The organism is Brevundimonas sp. KH_025 (assembly GCF_057839885.1).
Window position 1 is genome coordinate 40267 of the sequence record NZ_CM174501.1, and the last position, 16185, is coordinate 56451.

At 69.4% G+C, this 16185-nt stretch carries 20 protein-coding genes; 15 read left to right on the forward strand and 5 right to left on the reverse strand.

Annotated features, from left to right (window positions below):
• Positions 1-6 precede the first annotated feature (6 nt).
• Complete coding sequence (locus tag AC3IS2_RS00195) at positions 7-891, reverse strand: methyltransferase domain-containing protein (RefSeq protein WP_489198661.1); 885 nt, start codon at positions 889-891, stop codon at positions 7-9.
• Here AC3IS2_RS00195 and AC3IS2_RS00200 point away from each other — a divergent pair.
• The 7 genes from AC3IS2_RS00200 to AC3IS2_RS00230 are packed head-to-tail and all read left to right on the forward strand — an operon-like array spanning position 890 to position 5087.
• A complete protein-coding gene (locus AC3IS2_RS00200) occupies positions 890-1696 on the forward strand; it encodes a ComFC family protein (RefSeq protein WP_489198662.1) in 807 nt (268 codons plus the stop codon). The genes AC3IS2_RS00195 and AC3IS2_RS00200 overlap by 2 nt on opposite strands.
• 29 nt (positions 1697-1725) lie before the next feature.
• Positions 1726-1983 carry a glutaredoxin 3 gene (gene grxC / locus AC3IS2_RS00205; RefSeq protein ID WP_489198663.1) on the forward strand — a complete coding sequence of 86 codons (258 nt, stop codon included), beginning with the start codon at positions 1726-1728 and terminating at the stop codon, positions 1981-1983.
• Positions 1983-2822 carry a carbon-nitrogen hydrolase family protein gene (locus AC3IS2_RS00210; RefSeq protein ID WP_489198664.1) on the forward strand — a complete coding sequence of 280 codons (840 nt, stop codon included), beginning with the start codon at positions 1983-1985 and terminating at the stop codon, positions 2820-2822. Before grxC ends, AC3IS2_RS00210 begins: the two co-directional genes overlap by 1 nt.
• Positions 2823-2832: 10 nt before the next feature.
• Positions 2833-3267: a DUF1178 family protein gene (locus AC3IS2_RS00215; protein ID WP_489198665.1), complete on the forward strand. Its 435-nt coding sequence runs from the start codon at positions 2833-2835 to the stop codon at positions 3265-3267.
• Between the two features lie 6 nt (positions 3268-3273).
• Positions 3274-4089, forward strand: coding sequence for an AraC family transcriptional regulator (locus AC3IS2_RS00220; RefSeq protein WP_489198666.1), 816 nt, complete (start codon positions 3274-3276; stop codon positions 4087-4089).
• Positions 4090-4125: 36 nt separating this feature from the next.
• Entirely contained in the window at positions 4126-4599 is a 474-nt protein-coding gene (locus tag AC3IS2_RS00225) for a DUF6265 family protein (protein ID WP_489198667.1), read from the forward strand.
• Entirely contained in the window at positions 4554-5087 is a 534-nt protein-coding gene (locus AC3IS2_RS00230) for a GNAT family N-acetyltransferase (RefSeq protein ID WP_489198668.1), read from the forward strand. Before AC3IS2_RS00225 ends, AC3IS2_RS00230 begins: the two co-directional genes overlap by 46 nt.
• A gap of 4 nt (positions 5088-5091) precedes the next feature.
• Here the strand turns inward: AC3IS2_RS00230 and ubiG are convergent, their stop codons facing one another.
• Positions 5092-5910: a bifunctional 2-polyprenyl-6-hydroxyphenol methylase/3-demethylubiquinol 3-O-methyltransferase UbiG gene (gene ubiG, locus AC3IS2_RS00235; protein WP_489198669.1), complete on the reverse strand. Its 819-nt coding sequence runs from the start codon at positions 5908-5910 to the stop codon at positions 5092-5094.
• Positions 5897-6019 carry a hypothetical protein gene (locus AC3IS2_RS00240; RefSeq protein ID WP_255413100.1) on the reverse strand — a complete coding sequence of 41 codons (123 nt, stop codon included), beginning with the start codon at positions 6017-6019 and terminating at the stop codon, positions 5897-5899. Before AC3IS2_RS00240 ends, ubiG begins: the two co-directional genes overlap by 14 nt.
• Between AC3IS2_RS00240 and AC3IS2_RS00245 the strand changes: the two genes are divergently transcribed.
• The 8 genes from AC3IS2_RS00245 (at position 5967) to AC3IS2_RS00280 (ending at position 14409) form a co-directional block, all read left to right on the forward strand.
• Positions 5967-7241 (forward strand): aspartate kinase, encoded by a 1275-nt coding sequence (locus tag AC3IS2_RS00245; protein WP_489198670.1) that lies wholly within the window; start codon positions 5967-5969, stop codon positions 7239-7241. The genes AC3IS2_RS00240 and AC3IS2_RS00245 overlap by 53 nt on opposite strands.
• Before the next feature lie 120 nt (positions 7242-7361).
• A complete protein-coding gene (gene ptsP, locus AC3IS2_RS00250; protein ID WP_489200167.1) occupies positions 7362-9566 on the forward strand; it encodes a phosphoenolpyruvate--protein phosphotransferase in 2205 nt (734 codons plus the stop codon).
• A gap of 105 nt (positions 9567-9671) precedes the next feature.
• A complete protein-coding gene (locus AC3IS2_RS00255) occupies positions 9672-10742 on the forward strand; it encodes a helix-turn-helix domain-containing protein (protein WP_489198671.1) in 1071 nt (356 codons plus the stop codon).
• A 64-nt stretch (positions 10743-10806) separates the two neighbouring features.
• A complete protein-coding gene (gene ispG / locus AC3IS2_RS00260) occupies positions 10807-11964 on the forward strand; it encodes a flavodoxin-dependent (E)-4-hydroxy-3-methylbut-2-enyl-diphosphate synthase (RefSeq protein ID WP_489198672.1) in 1158 nt (385 codons plus the stop codon).
• The gene (locus AC3IS2_RS00265) at positions 11945-12667 is read left to right on the forward strand and encodes an abortive infection family protein (protein ID WP_489198673.1); all 723 of its coding nucleotides are present in this window, start codon (positions 11945-11947) and stop codon (positions 12665-12667) included. Before ispG ends, AC3IS2_RS00265 begins: the two co-directional genes overlap by 20 nt.
• Positions 12664-13260, forward strand: coding sequence for a glutathione S-transferase N-terminal domain-containing protein (locus tag AC3IS2_RS00270; protein WP_489198674.1), 597 nt, complete (start codon positions 12664-12666; stop codon positions 13258-13260). Before AC3IS2_RS00265 ends, AC3IS2_RS00270 begins: the two co-directional genes overlap by 4 nt.
• A 115-nt stretch (positions 13261-13375) precedes the next feature.
• Positions 13376-13858 carry a PEGA domain-containing protein gene (locus AC3IS2_RS00275; RefSeq protein WP_489198675.1) on the forward strand — a complete coding sequence of 161 codons (483 nt, stop codon included), beginning with the start codon at positions 13376-13378 and terminating at the stop codon, positions 13856-13858.
• Positions 13855-14409: a hypothetical protein gene (locus AC3IS2_RS00280; protein WP_489198676.1), complete on the forward strand. Its 555-nt coding sequence runs from the start codon at positions 13855-13857 to the stop codon at positions 14407-14409. The genes AC3IS2_RS00275 and AC3IS2_RS00280 overlap by 4 nt, the downstream gene beginning before the upstream one ends.
• Before the next feature lie 57 nt (positions 14410-14466).
• Here AC3IS2_RS00280 and AC3IS2_RS00285 read toward each other — a convergent pair whose 3' ends face one another.
• Complete coding sequence (locus AC3IS2_RS00285) at positions 14467-15258, reverse strand: sulfite exporter TauE/SafE family protein (protein ID WP_489198677.1); 792 nt, start codon at positions 15256-15258, stop codon at positions 14467-14469.
• A 114-nt stretch (positions 15259-15372) separates the two neighbouring features.
• A complete protein-coding gene (locus AC3IS2_RS00290) occupies positions 15373-16002 on the reverse strand; it encodes a response regulator (RefSeq protein ID WP_489198678.1) in 630 nt (209 codons plus the stop codon).
• Positions 16003-16185 lie beyond the last annotated feature (183 nt).

Consider the following 16185-nt stretch of genomic DNA (forward strand, 5'->3'; position numbering starts at 1 on the left):
CGCCGCCTAGTCGCGGCCCTGTTCCCTGACGCCCAGAGCATCGGCCAGCCGTGTCTTGGCCGAGCCGCGCCGGGCCGGCTTCTGCTGGCTGTCGTGCGGGGCCCATCCGGCCAGATGCACCATCTCGAAGGTCGCCGGAATGCGCCCGTCCGCCTCGGCGTAGCGTTCAGCGTAAAGCTGCGCCGCGCGGGCCAGAACAGCGCGGCTCAACGGCCGGATCGGCCCAGCCAGAACATTGGTCTCGCCCATGGCCCGCAGGTCGCGCATCAGGGCGAAGGGGTCAGCATAGCGCACCGTCACCCGGTCCACGTCCGTCACCGGCAGGGCGAACCCGGCCCGTTGCAGCAGGGCTGCGCCGTCGAAACCGTCGGCGAAGGGTGAAATTCGCGCCTGCGCCCCGCCGCTTACCTCCAACTCGGCCTCGGTCAGCACCCCGCGCAGCTCTTTCAGGGTCGCGGCGCCGAACAGGCTGGCGACGAACAGGCCGTCCGGCTTCAGCGCACGGCGGATCTGGGCCAACGCCCCCGGCAGGTCGTTGGCCCAGTGCAGGCCCAGCAGGTTGACGATCAGGTCGGCCGAGCCGTCCTCCAGCCCCAGAGGCCCGGCCCCCGGCGCGGCGCGCTCGGTCGTCGATCCGACGGCGCGGACCTCGGCCACGCGTTCCTGCGCCGGGCTGTCGGCCAGGGCGCGGGCGAAGACGCCGGGGTGGGGCGACAGGTCGACGGGCGTGTGAAACTCGCGCAGGATCACCTCCAGACTGTTCACCGCATTCTCGGCGGCGCGCAGGTGCAGGAAGTCGGCGTCGGGGAAGCGGCGGGCGGCGCGGCTCAGGCGCGCGGCGCGGCGGGCGGCGTCGAAGATGATCGGGGGACCGGAGGAGGGGGCGCTCATGTCCGTTCAGGATGGGGGCTGGCGGGCCGGATTGAAAGACGCGACGTCGCGTATATCGCTGGGCGGTCGCGGCATGGCGCGCGGTCTGCTGGACCTGCTGCTGCCGCCGATGGCCCACGACAGCCGCGAGGCCACGGCCTCGGCCGGCCTGTCGCCCGACGCCTGGAGCCGGGTCGTGTTTCTGGAGGCGCCGGTCTGCGACGGCTGCGGCGCGGCGTTCGAATACGACGGCGGCGACTTCGCTTCCGACCGCTGCCTGGCCTGTCAGGTCCAGCCCTACGCCTTCGCCCGCGCCCGGGCGGCCTGCGTCTATGACGAGGCCTCGCGCGGCCTGATCCTCAAGTTCAAGCACGGCGACCAGCAGCAGTTCGCCCCCCTGTTCGCCCGCTGGATCGCGCGGTCGGGCGCGGACGTGGTGGCCGAGGCCGACGCCGTGGTCCCGGTGCCCCTGCATCGCAGCCGCCTCCTGGCGCGGCGCTTCAATCAGGCCGCCGAGATCGCGCGACCATTGGCCCGCACCGCCGGGCTGGACTACCTGCCCGACGCCCTGATCCGGGCCGCGTCGACCGCCAGCCAGGGCGGCAAGTCGGCGCGCGGGCGGCGCATGAACGTCAGATCCGCCTTCACCGTGACCGAGGCGGGGCGTCGCCGCATCAAGGGCCGGCGCATCCTGCTGATCGACGATGTTCTGACCACGGGGGCCACCGCCGAGGCCTGCGCGCGGGTGCTGGTCGAGGCGGGCGCCCGCGCCGTGGACCTGGCCGTCATCGCGAGGGTGCGAACCGCGCGCGAACCGCCTAAGTAGGGGGTGAATTTGAGTAAGGAGACTCTGAGTTGGCTGAAGTCGTCATCTACACCAAGCCCGGTTGCCCCTATTGCGTCACCGCCATGGGCCTGCTGACGCGCAAGGGCGTGGAATTCACCGAGATCGTCGCCTCCAACGACCCGGAAAAGAAGGCCGAGATGGTCGAGCGTTCGGGCGGCAAGGCCACCTTCCCGCAGATCTTCATCAACGGCCAGCACGTCGGCGGCTCGGACGACATTCACGCCCTGGACCGTCGCGGCGGCCTGGACCCCCTGCTGGCGGCCTGATGACTGAACGGCTCGACATCGCGCTGATCCAGACGCGGACGCCGGCGACGGCGGACGCGGGGCTGGCCCATGTCGAGCCGCTGATCCGCGAGGCGGCGGCGGGCGGGGCCAGGCTGATCCTGACGCCCGAGGGCACGAACTTCCTCGAGCAGCGCCGCGGTCTGCGCGACGCCGCCCTGTCGGGCGAGGACGCCGACGCCGCCGTCCTCGGCCTGCGCCGTTTGGCGGACGAACTGGGCGTCTGGCTGCTGATCGGCTCGGCCATCGTGCGCTCGGACGCGCCCGGCGACGAGCGCGCCGCCAACCGCTCCCTGCTGGTCGATCCGACGGGGGCGGTGGTCGCCCGCTATGACAAGCTGCACGTCTTCGACGTCGATCTGCCGGGCGGTGAGACCTATCGCGAGAGCGCCTCGGTTCGGCCCGGCGTCGGCGCGACGGCGGCCGAGACCCCCTGGGGCCGACTGGGCCTCAGCATCTGCTACGACGTGCGCTTTCCGCACCTCTATCGCGCCCTGGCCAAGACGGGGGCGTCGATGATCGCCGTGCCCGCCGCCTTCACCCGCCCGACCGGCGAGGCTCACTGGGAGACCCTGTTGCGCGCCCGCGCCATCGAGACCGGCGCCTTCGTCCTGGCCCCGGCCCAGGGCGGCGCCCACGAGGACGGCCGCCAGACCTGGGGCCGGTCGCTGGTCGTCGGACCCTGGGGCGAGGTCATCGCCAGGGCCGAGCATGACGCGCCCTGCGTCGTCCCTGCGACGCTCGATTTGAGCGCGGTCCAGCGCGCGCGGCAGGCGGTGCCTTCCCTGCTGCACGATCGCGATTTCGACTGGCCGCAATGATCGGGCCGTCATGATCCGCTACGCCCTGTCCTGCGACCACGATCACGGCTTCGAGGCCTGGTTCGCCTCCTCGTCCGACTATGACGATCAGGCGGCGCGCGGCCTGGTCGAATGCCCCTTCTGCGGCTCCAGCAACGTGCGCAAGCAGGTGATGGCGCCGGCCGTCTCGGGCACGAAGAAGGCCGCGCCTTCGCCCGACGCGATGAAGCAGATGCAGAGCATGATGATGCAGGCGGCGCGCGAGGTCCGCGAGCACGTCGAACAGAATTTCGACTACGTCGGCGACGCCTTCGCTCGCGAAGCCCGCGACATCCACGAGGGCCGCTCGGAGAAGCGCGAGATCTACGGCGAGGCCACGCCCGCCGACATCAAGAAGCTGAAGGACGACGGCGTGCCCTGCGCCCCCCTGCCCAGCCTTCCGCCCGACCCCAAGAAAGCGAACTGACACGGCATGGGGGAGGGGGAGCGCTACGAGGAATTCGCGCCGCCTGAATCCCTGCGCCCCTTCGTGCGTGTCCTGTGGACCTATGCGGCGCCGCATCCGACCGGCGGGGTGCAGCGCATCGCCCCTGACGGCTGTCCCGAACTGGTGATCGACCTGGCCGCCCCCTACGAGGAGGCAGGCGAGGACGGCGTCTTTCGGCCCCAGACGCCGGTCATCTTCGCCGGTCAGATGACCCGGCCCATGGCCATCCGCCCCGTCGGCCCGGTGGAGATCGTCGCCGCCAAGTTCGAGCCGGACGGGGCGCGGGACTTTCTCGGACGTCCGTTGATCGAGGCGACGGATCTGCGGCGGGACCTCACAGCGCGGCTGCGCGGCTTCACGGCGCCGCCCGGCGATCCGGCCGGGCAGGCGGCGGCCCTGACCGACTGGCTGGAAGGCCAGCGCCAGGCGGGCGGTTGGCGCATCGACCCCGCCGTCCGCGCCCAGGTCGCCGCCGTCGAGCGCGAGGACGAGGGGCCGTTGCTCAATCCGGCCGAACGCCGCGCCCTGCAACGCCGTTTCCGCGACCGCGTCGGCGTGGCGCCGCGCACCCTGCGCTCCGTCTTCCGCTTTCGCCGCGTCTTCGACCATGCGACGGGCCCGGACGCCGACGCCGCCTCCTGGCTGGAGGCCGGTCTGGCCGCCGGCTATTTCGACCAGCCGCAGATGGCCCGCGACTTCCGCCGCTTCCTCGGCTGCACCGCGACCGAATGGGCGCGCGATCAGATGGAGCTGGCGCGGCGGCTGGCGTCGCAATCCTACAAGCGTGACAGGCCGGATTGATCTAGGCTCCTTTTCGAACCGAGGAGGGAGACTTCGATGGCTTTGCTGACCGCGCTTTCGGCCGCCGCTCTGCTGCAGGCGACGCCGCCCGCGCCCGACCTGTCGTGGCTGGCCGGCTACTGGCTGGACTGCTCGCGAGGGCGCGAGGCGTCGGAGACCTGGAGCGACCCGCGTGCGGGCCTTCAGGTTGGTCATACCATGACCGTGCGCAATGGCCGCAGCGGCTTCGAGTTCGCGCGCATCGCCCCCTTGCAGGATGGCGTCCTGGCCTATGTGGCCCAGCCGGGCGGGGCCGCGCCCACCCCCTTTCGTCTGATCGAAAGCGGGCCGCAGCGGGTGGTCTTCGCCAACCCCGCCAACGACTTTCCGCACCGCATCCTCTATCAGCGCACCGTCAGCGCCTCTGGGGATGTGCTGACCGCCCGCATCGAAGGGGCGAATGACGACGAAACCCGGAGTGTGGAGTGGATCTTCAACAAGGCGGAACTGAACGCCCGCTGCCCCAGCTAGACTGGCGGCCGATGACGCCGGGCGACGTCGACGGCGTCGTGGCGGTCGCCCGCCTGTCCTTTCCCGATCATTTCGAGGCGCGCGAGTGCTTCGCCGAGCGGCAGGCCCTGGCGCCCGAGGGCTGCTTCGTCCTGTCCGATCCGGCTGGAACCGTCGTGGGCTATCTGATGGCCTATCCCTGGCGGCGGAACGCCGCGCCGCCGCTGGACAGCCTGATCGGCGCCGTCCCCGCCGACGCCGAGGTCGTCTATCTGCACGACCTGGCCCTGCATCCCGCTGCGCGCGGCGGCGGCCATACCCGCCTCATCGTCGAGCGTCTGGCGGAACAGGCGAAGGCGGCGGGCTGGAAGGAAATCGCCCTGGTGGCGGTCAACGAGGCGACGGCCTTCTGGGAGCGCAACGGCTTCGTCGTCCAGAACCCGCCCGGCATGGCCGAGAAGCTGGCCAGCTACGGCGCCGACGCCCGCTACATGATCCGGACGCTCTGAGCGGTCAGGCGTCCCGCGTCGCCATCATCATGTAGTTGATGTCCACGTCGTCGCCCTCGCTCCAGCGGTCGTTCAGCGGGTCGTAGGCCAGGCCGAACGGGCCGGTGACGGTCAGCGGCTCGCCGTCCAGCATGGCGCGCAGTTCCTCGGGCTTGAGGAACTGGCGCCAGTCGTGGGTGCCGGCGGGGACCCAGCGCAGCACGTACTCCGCCGCGACCTTGCCCAGCAGCAGGCCCTTCAGCGTGCGGTTCAGGGTGGCGACGATCATCAGGCCGCCCGGCTTGATCAGCTTGGAGCAGGCGCGGACGAAGGCTTCGGGATCGGCGACGTGCTCGATCACCTCCATGGTCAGGACCACATCGAACGGCCCGGCGCCCGCTTCCACCATCTGTTCGACGGTGGCGGCGCGATAGGCGATGTCGAGACCCATCTGTTCGGCATGGGCGCGGGCCGTTCCGATATTCTCGGACGAGGCGTCCAGGGCCGTGACCTCAAAGCCCATGCGCCGCATCGGCTCGGCGATCAGGCCGCCGCCGCAGCCGATGTCGATCAGGCTGAGGCCCTCAAACGGCGCGCGCGTCCGAACGTCGCGGCCGAAATGCGCGGCGGCGCGGTCGCGGACGAATTTCAGCCGCGCCGGATTGAAGCGGTGCAGGGGGGCGAACGGCCCTTTCGGGTCCCACCACTCGGCCGCCTGGGCCGAGAAACGGGCGACATCGGCGGGATCGATGCTCGGCCCCTCGGCACGATCGGCAGCAAAGGGTGAAAAACCCTCTTCGCTTTGGGGTTTGCGCGGCTCAAGGCTGTCGTTAGAAGCGGACATGGCCGCAGGCATGAACCGCCTTGGCCGCCCATGCAAGCAGGGGACGAAACGCCACGATGACGCGGCCCGAAACGACACGACTGGTGATGAAGTTCGGGGGGACCTCCATGGGGGACCTCGAGCGTATTCGTCGTGCGGCGCGAATTATCGCCGCCGAGGCCGCCAAGGGCAAACAGATCGCCGTGGTGGTGTCCGCCATGGCCGGCAAGACCAATGAGCTGGTGGCCTGGACCGACGGCGCGGGTCCCGCCGCCGCGGGCCTGCCCCTGTCGGACGACGAATACGACGTGGTGGTCGCCTCGGGCGAGCAGGTGACGTCGGGCCTGCTGGCCCTGACCCTACGCAACATGGGTCTGAACGCGCGCAGCTGGATGGGCTGGCAGATTCCGATCCTGACCGACGACGCCCACGGCCGCGCCCGTATCGAGGACGTGCCCGGCGACATCCTGGGCGCCGCCGTCGACGCCGGCCAGATCGCCGTCGTCCCCGGCTTCCAGGGCGTGACTCGCGACGGCCGCATCACGACCCTGGGCCGTGGCGGCTCCGACACCTCGGCGGTGGCGGTGGCGGCGGCGCTGAACGCCCCTTGCGACATCTACACCGACGTGGACGGCGTCTACACGACCGACCCCCGTATCGAGAGCCGCGCGCGGCGCCTGGAAAAGGTCTCCTACGAGGAGATGCTGGAAATGGCCTCGCTCGGGGCCAAGGTGCTGCAGACGCGCTCGGTCGAACTGGCCATGGCCAAGCAGGTCCCGGTTCGGGTCCTGTCCAGCTTCATCGAGCCGGATGAAAATGGAAATCTGCCGGAAAACGCCGGCACCCTGATTTGTGACGAGGATGAGATCGTGGAAAAGCGCATCGTTTCCGGCGTGACCATGAGCCGGGACGAAGCCCGGATCACGCTGCTGGGTCTGGCGGACCGCACCGACGCGCCCGCCGACGTCTTCACGCGTCTGGCCGAGGCCAACGTCAACGTGGACATGATCGTGCAGAGCCAGGCCCGCACCGAGGGCGCGGTCAATCTCACGTTCACAACTGGACGCCGCGACGCCCAGCGCGCCGCCGAGATGATGACCGCCGCCAAGGCTGAGCTCGGCTTTGAAGAGCTGCGTATCGACGCCGACGTGGCCAAGATCTCGGTCATCGGGGTGGGGATGCGTAGCCATGCCGGCGTGGCCCAGACCATGTTCCGGGCCCTGGCCGACAAGGGCGTCAAGTTCCAGGCCATCTCCACCTCGGAGATCAAGATCAGCGTGCTGATCGAGGACGCCTATTCCGAGCTGGCGGTGCGGGCGCTGCATGCGGCCTACGGGCTCGACGCGCTATAGGATGAACACGAGGGCCGCCCTATCTGACGATCGGCGGGCGGCAAGGCGGGAGCGACCATGGTGAAGGGCGGATTGACGACGAGGGGGCCTCGCAACCTCCTGCGCCAGATCCGCGAAGCCATGGCCGGCGGCGGCCCGGCGCAGGACCGGCTGGACATGGTGGTGCGCACCATCGCCCAGTCCATGGTCGCTGAGGTCTGCTCCATCTATCTGCGCCGCGCCTCGGGCGAGCTGGAGCTGTTCGCCACCCAGGGCCTGAACCCCGAGGCCGTGCACAAGACGCGCTTACGTCCCGGCGAGGGTCTGGTCGGCGAGGTGGCTCGGCTGGCCCAGCCGATCAGCCTGTCGGACGCCCCGACCCACCCCAGCTTCTCCTATCGCCCGGAAACCGGCGAAGACCCCTTCCACGCCTTCCTCGGCGCGCCCCTGCTGCGCGGCGGCCGGGCCATCGGCGTTCTGGTCGTCCAGAACCGCGCCGCCCGTCGCTATGACGAGGAAGAGGTCGAGGACATCCAGACCATTGCCATGGTCCTGGCCGAGACGGTCGCCTCGGGCGAACTTCTGGCCCAGGACGAACTGCGCGACGTCGAGGTGGCGCCCCACCGGCCCGAACGGCTGAAGGGACAGAAGTTCGCCGAAGGTCTGGCCTATGGCGTCGTCGTCCAGCACGAGGCCCCGCTGGCCCCCGAACAACTGCTGTCCGACGATCCGGTCGCCGAGGAAAGGCGTCTGTCCGAAGCCCTGGCGGCGCTGAAGGCCGGCATTGATCTGATGCTGGAAGGCGGTCAGGGCAAGCTGGGCGGCGCCTCGTTCGAGGTGCTCGAGACCTATCGGATGTTCGCCGACGACCGGGGCTGGAACCGATCGCTGGAGGAGGCGGTGCGCTCGGGCCTGACCGCCGAGGCCGCCGTCGATCGGGTGCGCAACGAACACCGCGCCCGCTTCGCCAACGCCCGCGACCCCTATATCCGCGAGCGGCTGCACGACTTCGAAGATCTGGCCAACCGTCTGCTGCGGGTGCTGGCGGGCGACAATCCCGGCCATCGCGACCTGCCCGACGACGCCATCCTGGTGGCCAGAAACCTCGGCCCCGCCGACCTGCTGGAGTATCCGCGTCACAAGCTGCGCGGCCTGCTGCTGGAGGAAGGCTCGGCCGCCAGCCACGCCGCCATCGTGGCGCGGGCGCTGCAGATTCCCTGCGTCGGCCGTCTGCAAGGCCTGCGCGACCGCCTGTCGGAAGGCGACCAAGTCATCGTCGACGGCGAGACGGGCGAGGCCTATCTGCGCCCACGTCCCGACATGCTGGCGGCGGTCCAGACGCGGATGGCCGTGCGCGAGCAGCGCCGGGCCGAGTTCGACCTGCTGCGCGACATCCCCGCCGTCACCAAGGACGGCACGCGGATCACCGTCCTGACCAACGCCGGTCTGGCCGTGGATCTGGAGAATCTGGACGCGACGGGAGCCGAGGGCATCGGCCTGTTCCGCACCGAGTTCCAGTTCATGGTCTCGGACGAACTGCCGCGTCTGGACGCGCAGACCGCGCTTTACAAGCTGGTGCTGGACGCAGCCGGGAGCCGCCCCGTCACCTTCCGCACCCTGGATATCGGCGGCGACAAGGTCCTGCCCTATCTCGACAACGAGCGGGAAGAGAACCCGGCTCTGGGCCGTCGCGCCATTCGTCTGGGTCTCGACCGTCCGGCCCTGCTGCGGATGCAGGTGCGGGCCCTGCTGGCCGCCGCCGCCGGGCGCGAGCTGCGCGTCATGTTCCCCATGATCGCCACGGTGGACGAGTTCCGCGCCGCGCGCGAACTGGTCGATGTCGAATGCGACTGGGCGCGGCGTCGCGGGCGGCCCCTGCCGTCCCTGCTGCGTGTCGGGGCCATGGTCGAATGCCCCAGCCTGCTGTGGCACCTGGACGCGCTTCTGCCTCTGACCGACTTCGTCTCGATCGGCACCAACGACCTGCTGCAGTACATGTTCGCCGCCGACCGGACCAATCCGCTGGTGTCGGACCGCTATGATCCCCTGTCGCCGCCGGCCCTGCGCGCCCTGGCCGAGATCCAGCAGAAGTGCGCCGACAGCGCCACGCCGGTCTCGGTGTGCGGCGAACTGGCCGGTCGTCCGCTGGAAGCCTTCGCCCTGATCACCCTGGGTTACACCCGTCTGTCGGCGCCGGCCGGCGGGGTGGGGCCGGTCAAGCGGATGATCCTGTCGGCGGATCTGCCCGCCGCCCGTCGCGGCATGAATGTCCTGCTTGGCTCCTCGGCCGGTTCGGTGCGCGGGGAGATCGAGTCCCTGGCGCGCAAGCTGAACGTCATCGTCTGAGGACTGTCTGAAGCGGGGCCGCTTTCCCGCGTTGCCCGCAAGGCAGGCCTCGTCTAAGCCAAGGACGGGACGCCTCTGCGTCCGCACGAACGGAACCCCGGCTGCATGGATCAGGATCGGCACGACGCGCCGTCCCTCGAGGACGCCGAGACGCTGGGCGAAGCCCTGCGCGCGGCCCGTCTCGCCTCCGGCCGCTCCATGGCCCAGCTGTCGACCATGACGCGGGTGCATCCGCGCTATCTGACGGCGCTGGAGCAGGGGGAATACGCCGTCCTGCCGTCGCGCATCTTTTCCATGGGCTATGTGCGGGCCTATGCTGGCGCTCTCGGCCTGGACGAACTGACGGCGGTCGAGCGCTTCAAGCGCGAGTTCCCCGAAGCCGCCGTACCGCTTCAGGCGCCGACCGGCACCGAGGTCCAGGAGCAGCAGGTGCGGCGCGCCTCGCCCAAGATCCTGGCCGCCCTGGGCGTGTTGATCCTGGCCGTAGTCGGCTGGAACGTCTTCCAGCGCATTGTCCGCATCGAGCCGCCGCATCCGTCCGATCTGGTCGCCGTGCCCAAGGACTGGGCCAAGGAAGCCGACGCCGAGGTCGAGCGGGCGCTGTATCTGGGCGCGCCGCGCGCCGCGCCGCCGGACCAGACGACCCCGGCCCTCTACATCACGCCCGGCCTTGAGGCCCAGCTGACGGGCATCGACCCTGACGATCCGAATGCGGTCCCGCCGCCGGCGCCGCCGGTGCAGGCCGCCTTCAACCCGCGCGGCGCGGTTTACGGCGCCTCGGCCATCGCCTCCCAGGTCATCCTGCAGGCCAAGAAGCCCGCCATCCTGGTGATCCGTCAGGGCGACGGCCGGGTCCTGTTCGCGCGTCAGCTGGCGGCGGGCGAGGCCTGGCGCGCGCCGCCGAACGTCTCGGCCACGGTGGACACCCCCGATCCCACCGCCTTTGATGTCTATCTGAACGGCGAGCACGGCGGCGTCCTGCCCGCGCCCCAGACGCCTCTGGGGCAGTTGAACGCCCGCGCCCAGACCGCCGCCCGCCAGTCCGAGGCCCGCGCCGCCGCCGCCGCCGAAGCCCAGGCCCGCGCCCGCGCGGCCGAGGCCGCCGCCGCTCTGGCGGCCGCTCCGCCTCCCGCGGCCGTCGCCCCCGCCGCAACGGTAGCTCCCCCGGCGGGGTGAATCGTCGCGGACCGCGGCTGATGTCGTGGTTTTGCCGTCGTTCCTCGCCTATGTTCCGCGCGACATGAGCGACCACAGCACCGAACTCGGCCACATCCGTCCCTGGCGCCACATCGAGCGCCGCAAGAGCCGCCAGATCATGGTCGGCTCGGTCGCTGTCGGCGGCGACGCCCCGATCAGCGTCCAGTCGATGACCAATACGCCGACGACCGATGCGGCGGCGACGCTGGAGCAGATCCGCCAGCTGGAAGAGGCCGGGGCCGACATCGTCCGCGTCTCCTGCCCGGACGAGGAGTCGACGGCGGCCTTCCGCACCATCGCGCGCGAAGCCCGCGTGCCGCTCGTGGCCGACATCCACTTCCACTACAAGCGCGGCATCGAGGCGGCCCAGGCGGGCGCCGCCTGCCTGCGCATCAACCCCGGCAACATCGGCTCGATCGAGCGGGTCAAGGAGGTCGTCCAGGCCGCCCGCGACCACGGCTGCTCCATGCGCATCGGCGTCAACGCCGGGTCGCTGGAGAAGGAGCTTCTGGAGAAGTACGGCGAGCCCTGCCCCGATGCCATGGTGGAAAGCGCGCTGAACCACGCGCGCATCCTGCAGGACCTGGACTTCCACGAGTTCAAGATCTCGGTGAAGGCCTCCGACCCCTTCCTGACGGTCGCCGCCTACCAACAATTGGCGGACGCCATCGACTGCCCGCTGCACCTCGGCGTGACGGAGGCGGGGCCGCTTCGCACAGGCACCATCAAGTCGGCCATCGGCATGGGGAACATGCTGTGGGCGGGCATCGGCGACACCATCCGCGTCTCTCTGGCCGCCGACCCCGTGGAAGAGATCAAGGTCGGCTTCGACATCCTCAAGTCGCTGGGACTGCGTCACCGGGGGGTGAACATCATCGCCTGTCCGTCCTGCGCGCGTCAGGGCTTCAACGTCATCGAGACGGTGGCCATCCTGGAAGAGAAGCTGGCCCATGTCTCGACGGCCATGTCGCTGTCGATCATCGGCTGCGTCGTCAACGGCCCGGGCGAGGCCCTCTACACCGACGTCGGCTTCACCGGTGGCGGCAAGGGCGCGGGCATGGTCTATTTGAACGGCAAGATCGCCGGCAAACAGGCCAATGACGGCATGATCGACCATATCGTCGAACTGGTCGAGGCCAAGGCCGCCGAACTTGAGGCGGCACGTCGGGGGAACGAAACTGATGACCGAACAGCGGCCTGAACGATTTCCAAAGCGAGCTAAGCTGGAGCAGCTTGTTATCGAACGCCTCATCATCACCAAGGCGCATACTCTTCCACAGGTATGTCTTCGATATGGGCTGGACGATGGTGAGCAGGGTGAAGCCTTTGATGGAAAGGCGAATTACGTCAGCAGGCGCTTAGGAAAGCTTCAAATGTCGAAGCTCCTTGAGGTCGCGCGCGAGGTCGCGGCGGACAATGAGGATGAGCAGATTTTCGCTGTTCTAGAAGAGGTGAAGGCGGGGGGCGCAGCGCCAGATTTGTTAGCGCATCATCTTACACCAGCTTTCGTTCGCGAGGATTGGAGCAAGTCCCGAGCAAGGCTTGAGGCCGATTGGCCGGGCGCCGTCACGATGGCAGCCACGACGCTCGATACGGCTCTCAAGCATGTGCTTGATCGTCGAGGAGCGACCTTCAAAAAATTCGACAATATGCCGACCTTATTTGATCGAGTTCTTGAGGTGACGGATTCGCCAGAATGGACCGATGGGTTTCGGCAGTTTCTTGAAAATCTTCGAGATCTTGTTGAGAAATTGGGCCGTGTTCGTGGCGGTTACAGTGACGCTCACGGCACTGGACCGGATCGGCCAATCGTCGATGCCCGACAGGCGGAACTGGCGGTGAATATGGCAGGTTCGTTGGCGTTGTTTCTTGTTCAGATGAGTGCCGAGCAGCAGAATTCATGAAACTCTACATCACCACCCCGTCGCCCTTCGCGCGCAAGGTCCGCATCGTCGCCCGCGAGAAGGGCCTGTCCGAGCGGATCGAGGAGATCGCGGTCGATCCCTACGCCAATGCGCCGGAACTGCTGGCCACCAATCCGGTGGTGCAGGTGCCGACCCTGGTGGCCGAGGACGGCCTGCCGATCAACGACAGCCCGGTCATCTGCGAATACCTGGACACGCTGGGCGAGGGGCCGCGCCTGCTGCCGGCCGACGGCGCCGAGCGGCTGCGGGTGCGCCGCCTGGAGACCCTGGGCAATGCGGCGCTGGAGATGGGCGTCAAACTGGTGCTGGAGAAGCGCCGCCCCGAGCAGGAGCGGTCGCCGACCTGGATGTCGCGCTGGACCCTCAACATGGGCCGCGCCCTGGACGCCCTGGAAGCCGCCGCGCCCGACGCCGGCCAACTCGACATGGGGGTGCTGACCGCCGGGGTCGCCGTCAGCTGGATCGGCTTCCGCCACCCCGACTACGACTGGAAGACGGGGCGTCCCAATCTTGTGGCGCTCCAGGCCGCGCTGGAACAGCGCCCCAGCTTCCAGGCCACTGTCCCGGTCTGATTTCCGGCAACGTGCTTAACGTCATGCCTGCGTGATTGACGAGGGAACGTTGTGATGCGAGGTGAGGGCAGGTCCGCCGGGGGGGCGGAACCGTGTCCTTTGTCTAGGGATCACCATGATTTCCAAACGTCATGCACGCTTCGCCGTGCAAGCGCTGGCGCTCGCCGGATTGAGCGTCAGCCTGCCGGCCTGCGCCACCATCACGCGCGGCACCACCCAGCAGTTCACCGTCGAGAGCAGCCCGCCCGGCGCCCGCGCCGCGACGTCGAACGGCTTCCAGTGCGACGCCACGCCCTGCACCTTCCGCATGCCGCGCAAGGACGCCTTCACCGTGACCATCTCGCGCGAGGGCTATGTCACCCAGGAGCACCGGATCACCAGCGGCGTCTCGAGCGGCGGCACCGTGGGTCTGGCCGGCAACCTGGTCTTCGGCGGCGTGGTCGGGGGCGTGGTTGACGCCACCTCCGGCGCCATGAACGATCTGACGCCGAACCCGCTGATCGTGACGCTGGCGCCGGCCCGACATGAGGCCGCCGCGACGGCTGCGGCCGAGGCGGAGCGGGCCCGCGCCGCCGGCGCCCCGCAGGCCCAGCCGTGAGCCGCGCCGTCATGATCCGCCGCGCCGCCGTCGTCGCCGTCTCCCTGGGTCTGTTGTCGCTGGGCGCCTGCGCCTCGGCGGCTCGTCCCGAGGCCATGATGGTCCTGCCTTCGACCGTCACCGCCGCCAAGGCGGGGGACGTCGGCTACCAGGCGGTCAAGATCGTCAACGTCTCGGGCGGCACGGCCACCAATCCTCTGCTGTGGTCCGAGGTCGCCAGCGGCGACTTCCGTCAGGCGCTGGAGGGGTCGCTCAAGGCGGCGGGCTATCTGGGCGCCACGGCCGATGCGCCGCTGTCGCTGACCGCAGCCATGCTGGAGCTGAAACAGCCGATGGCCGGTCTGGACATGTCCGTGACCAGCCGGGTCCGCTATTCGGTGACGGACGCCTCGGGGCGGATCGTGTTCGACGACACGGTCGCGGCCACCGGCACGGCCAGGATGGGCGAGGCCTTCGTCGGCACTGAGCGCCTGCGTCTGGCGAACGAATACGCCATCCGCGAGAACATCAAGGCCTTCATCGAACGCTTCCGCGCCCATACCAAGCGCTGATCCGGTCGATTGAGGGCAAGAAGGGCGGGACGGGCGCAGGCCGGTCCCGCCCTTTTTCTATCGACCGACCAGTCCGGCCAGTTGCAGGCCCTGGAAGCCGGCCAGGAACAGCAGCAGGAAGCCGACCGAATAGGTCAGGACCTTGCGCGGGATCTTCTTGACGATCAGTCCGGCGAAAGGGGCGGCGATCAGGCCGCCGGCCACCAGACCGGCCACGGCCGTGAAATGGCTTTCCAGGGCGCCAGCCTCTTCCCAGTGGCCGCTCATCAGCGACCAGACGAAGGCAGCAGACACCGCCACTGCCAGGAAGAATTCGGCCGTATTGACCGTGCCGATGGCGCGGCGCGGATCATGGCCGGCCCCGACCATGGTCGAGCTGACGGTCGATCCCCAGCCGCCGCCGCCGACGGTGTCGAGGAAGCCGCCGACCACGCCCAGCGGGGCGACAAGCCAGGTGGGGACGTGTCGCAGCTTGATGTCATGCCCCGCCCGCCACAGAATCCACACCCCGATCAGGGCTAGGTAGCCGATGATGAAGGGCTTGATGACCCGGCCGTCGATCCCGGTCAGGACATAGGCGCCCAGGACCCCGCCGATGACGCCGGCGAGCGCCAGGGGGAAGAAGAGCCGCCATTCGACGTTGCGGTGCAGGACATGGCTGCCGGCCGAGGCGGCGGTGGTGAAGACCTCGGCGGCGTGGACGCTGGCAGAGGCCGCCGCCGGGGGCACGCCGAAGGCCAGCAGCACCGAGGACGAGATCACCCCGTAGGCCATGCCCAGGGCGCCGTCGACCGCCTGAGCCAGCAGGCCGACGACCAGAAAGAGCAGGAAGGTTTCAATACTGTCCAATGGCGCCCCGAATCCTGCCCCGACACTTGCTCAGAGCCCAACGCCGCTGACGCCGGTTATGTTGCCGAACCTTAACTGGAGCCTTTTGCGGGCTCAGGTCTAGGGGGGGCGCGCCTATCGGCCGCGAGCGACGGCCGCGTCGTGCGGGCCGATGCGCGCCAGGGCGTCCAGCACGTCGCGGCCGGTATAGGGCTTGATCACCATGGCGGCGGCCAGCTCTGCGTTCCCGGCGGCGGCGCTGACGTCGCCGGACAGGAAGATGACCGGGACGCCCCAGCGCGCCTTCAGGCTGCGGGCCAGATCGACGCCGGTGGCCTCGCCCGACAGGTTGATGTCCAAGAGGGCGGCGTCGATGGGGTGAAGCGCGGTCGCCGCCTCGGCGGCCTCGGCGCTGTGGAAGGGGCCGACGATGCGGTGGCCGGCCGCGTCCAGGGCCTCGGTCAGGGCGGCGGCGGCCTCGGCGTCGTCCTCGACCAGAAGCACGGTCATCGGTTCGGCGACGGATGGCGGCGCCGACGTCGCGGGCGGCGCCTGGCGCACCAGAACGGCGCGGACATAGGGCCACAGCTCGGCGGCGGGGCGGTCGGCGTCCAGATCGAAGATCTTGGCCAGGGCCTTCAGTTCGGTCTCGGCTTCGGCGGAAACCGTCGCGTCGGGGTGCTCCAGCAGCCCGTCATAGAGGGCGCACAACCGCGCCACATTGGCGTCCGCCCCGGCGGTCGAACGTGCGTTTCCATCGAACATGCCTGTCTCCTGTCTGGTTTCAGCCCCTGTCGAGCTAGGCGGTTTGCACCTGCGAAGGAACCGGCCTGACGGGCTTGTGACGGCTGTTCACAATCGCTCCATCTGCGCGTGTTCGGGCCTTTTCATCGACAGGGGCCGGTCCGGCGGGTAAGGCTCCGCCCTCGAAATTTCCTTCAAAGGACG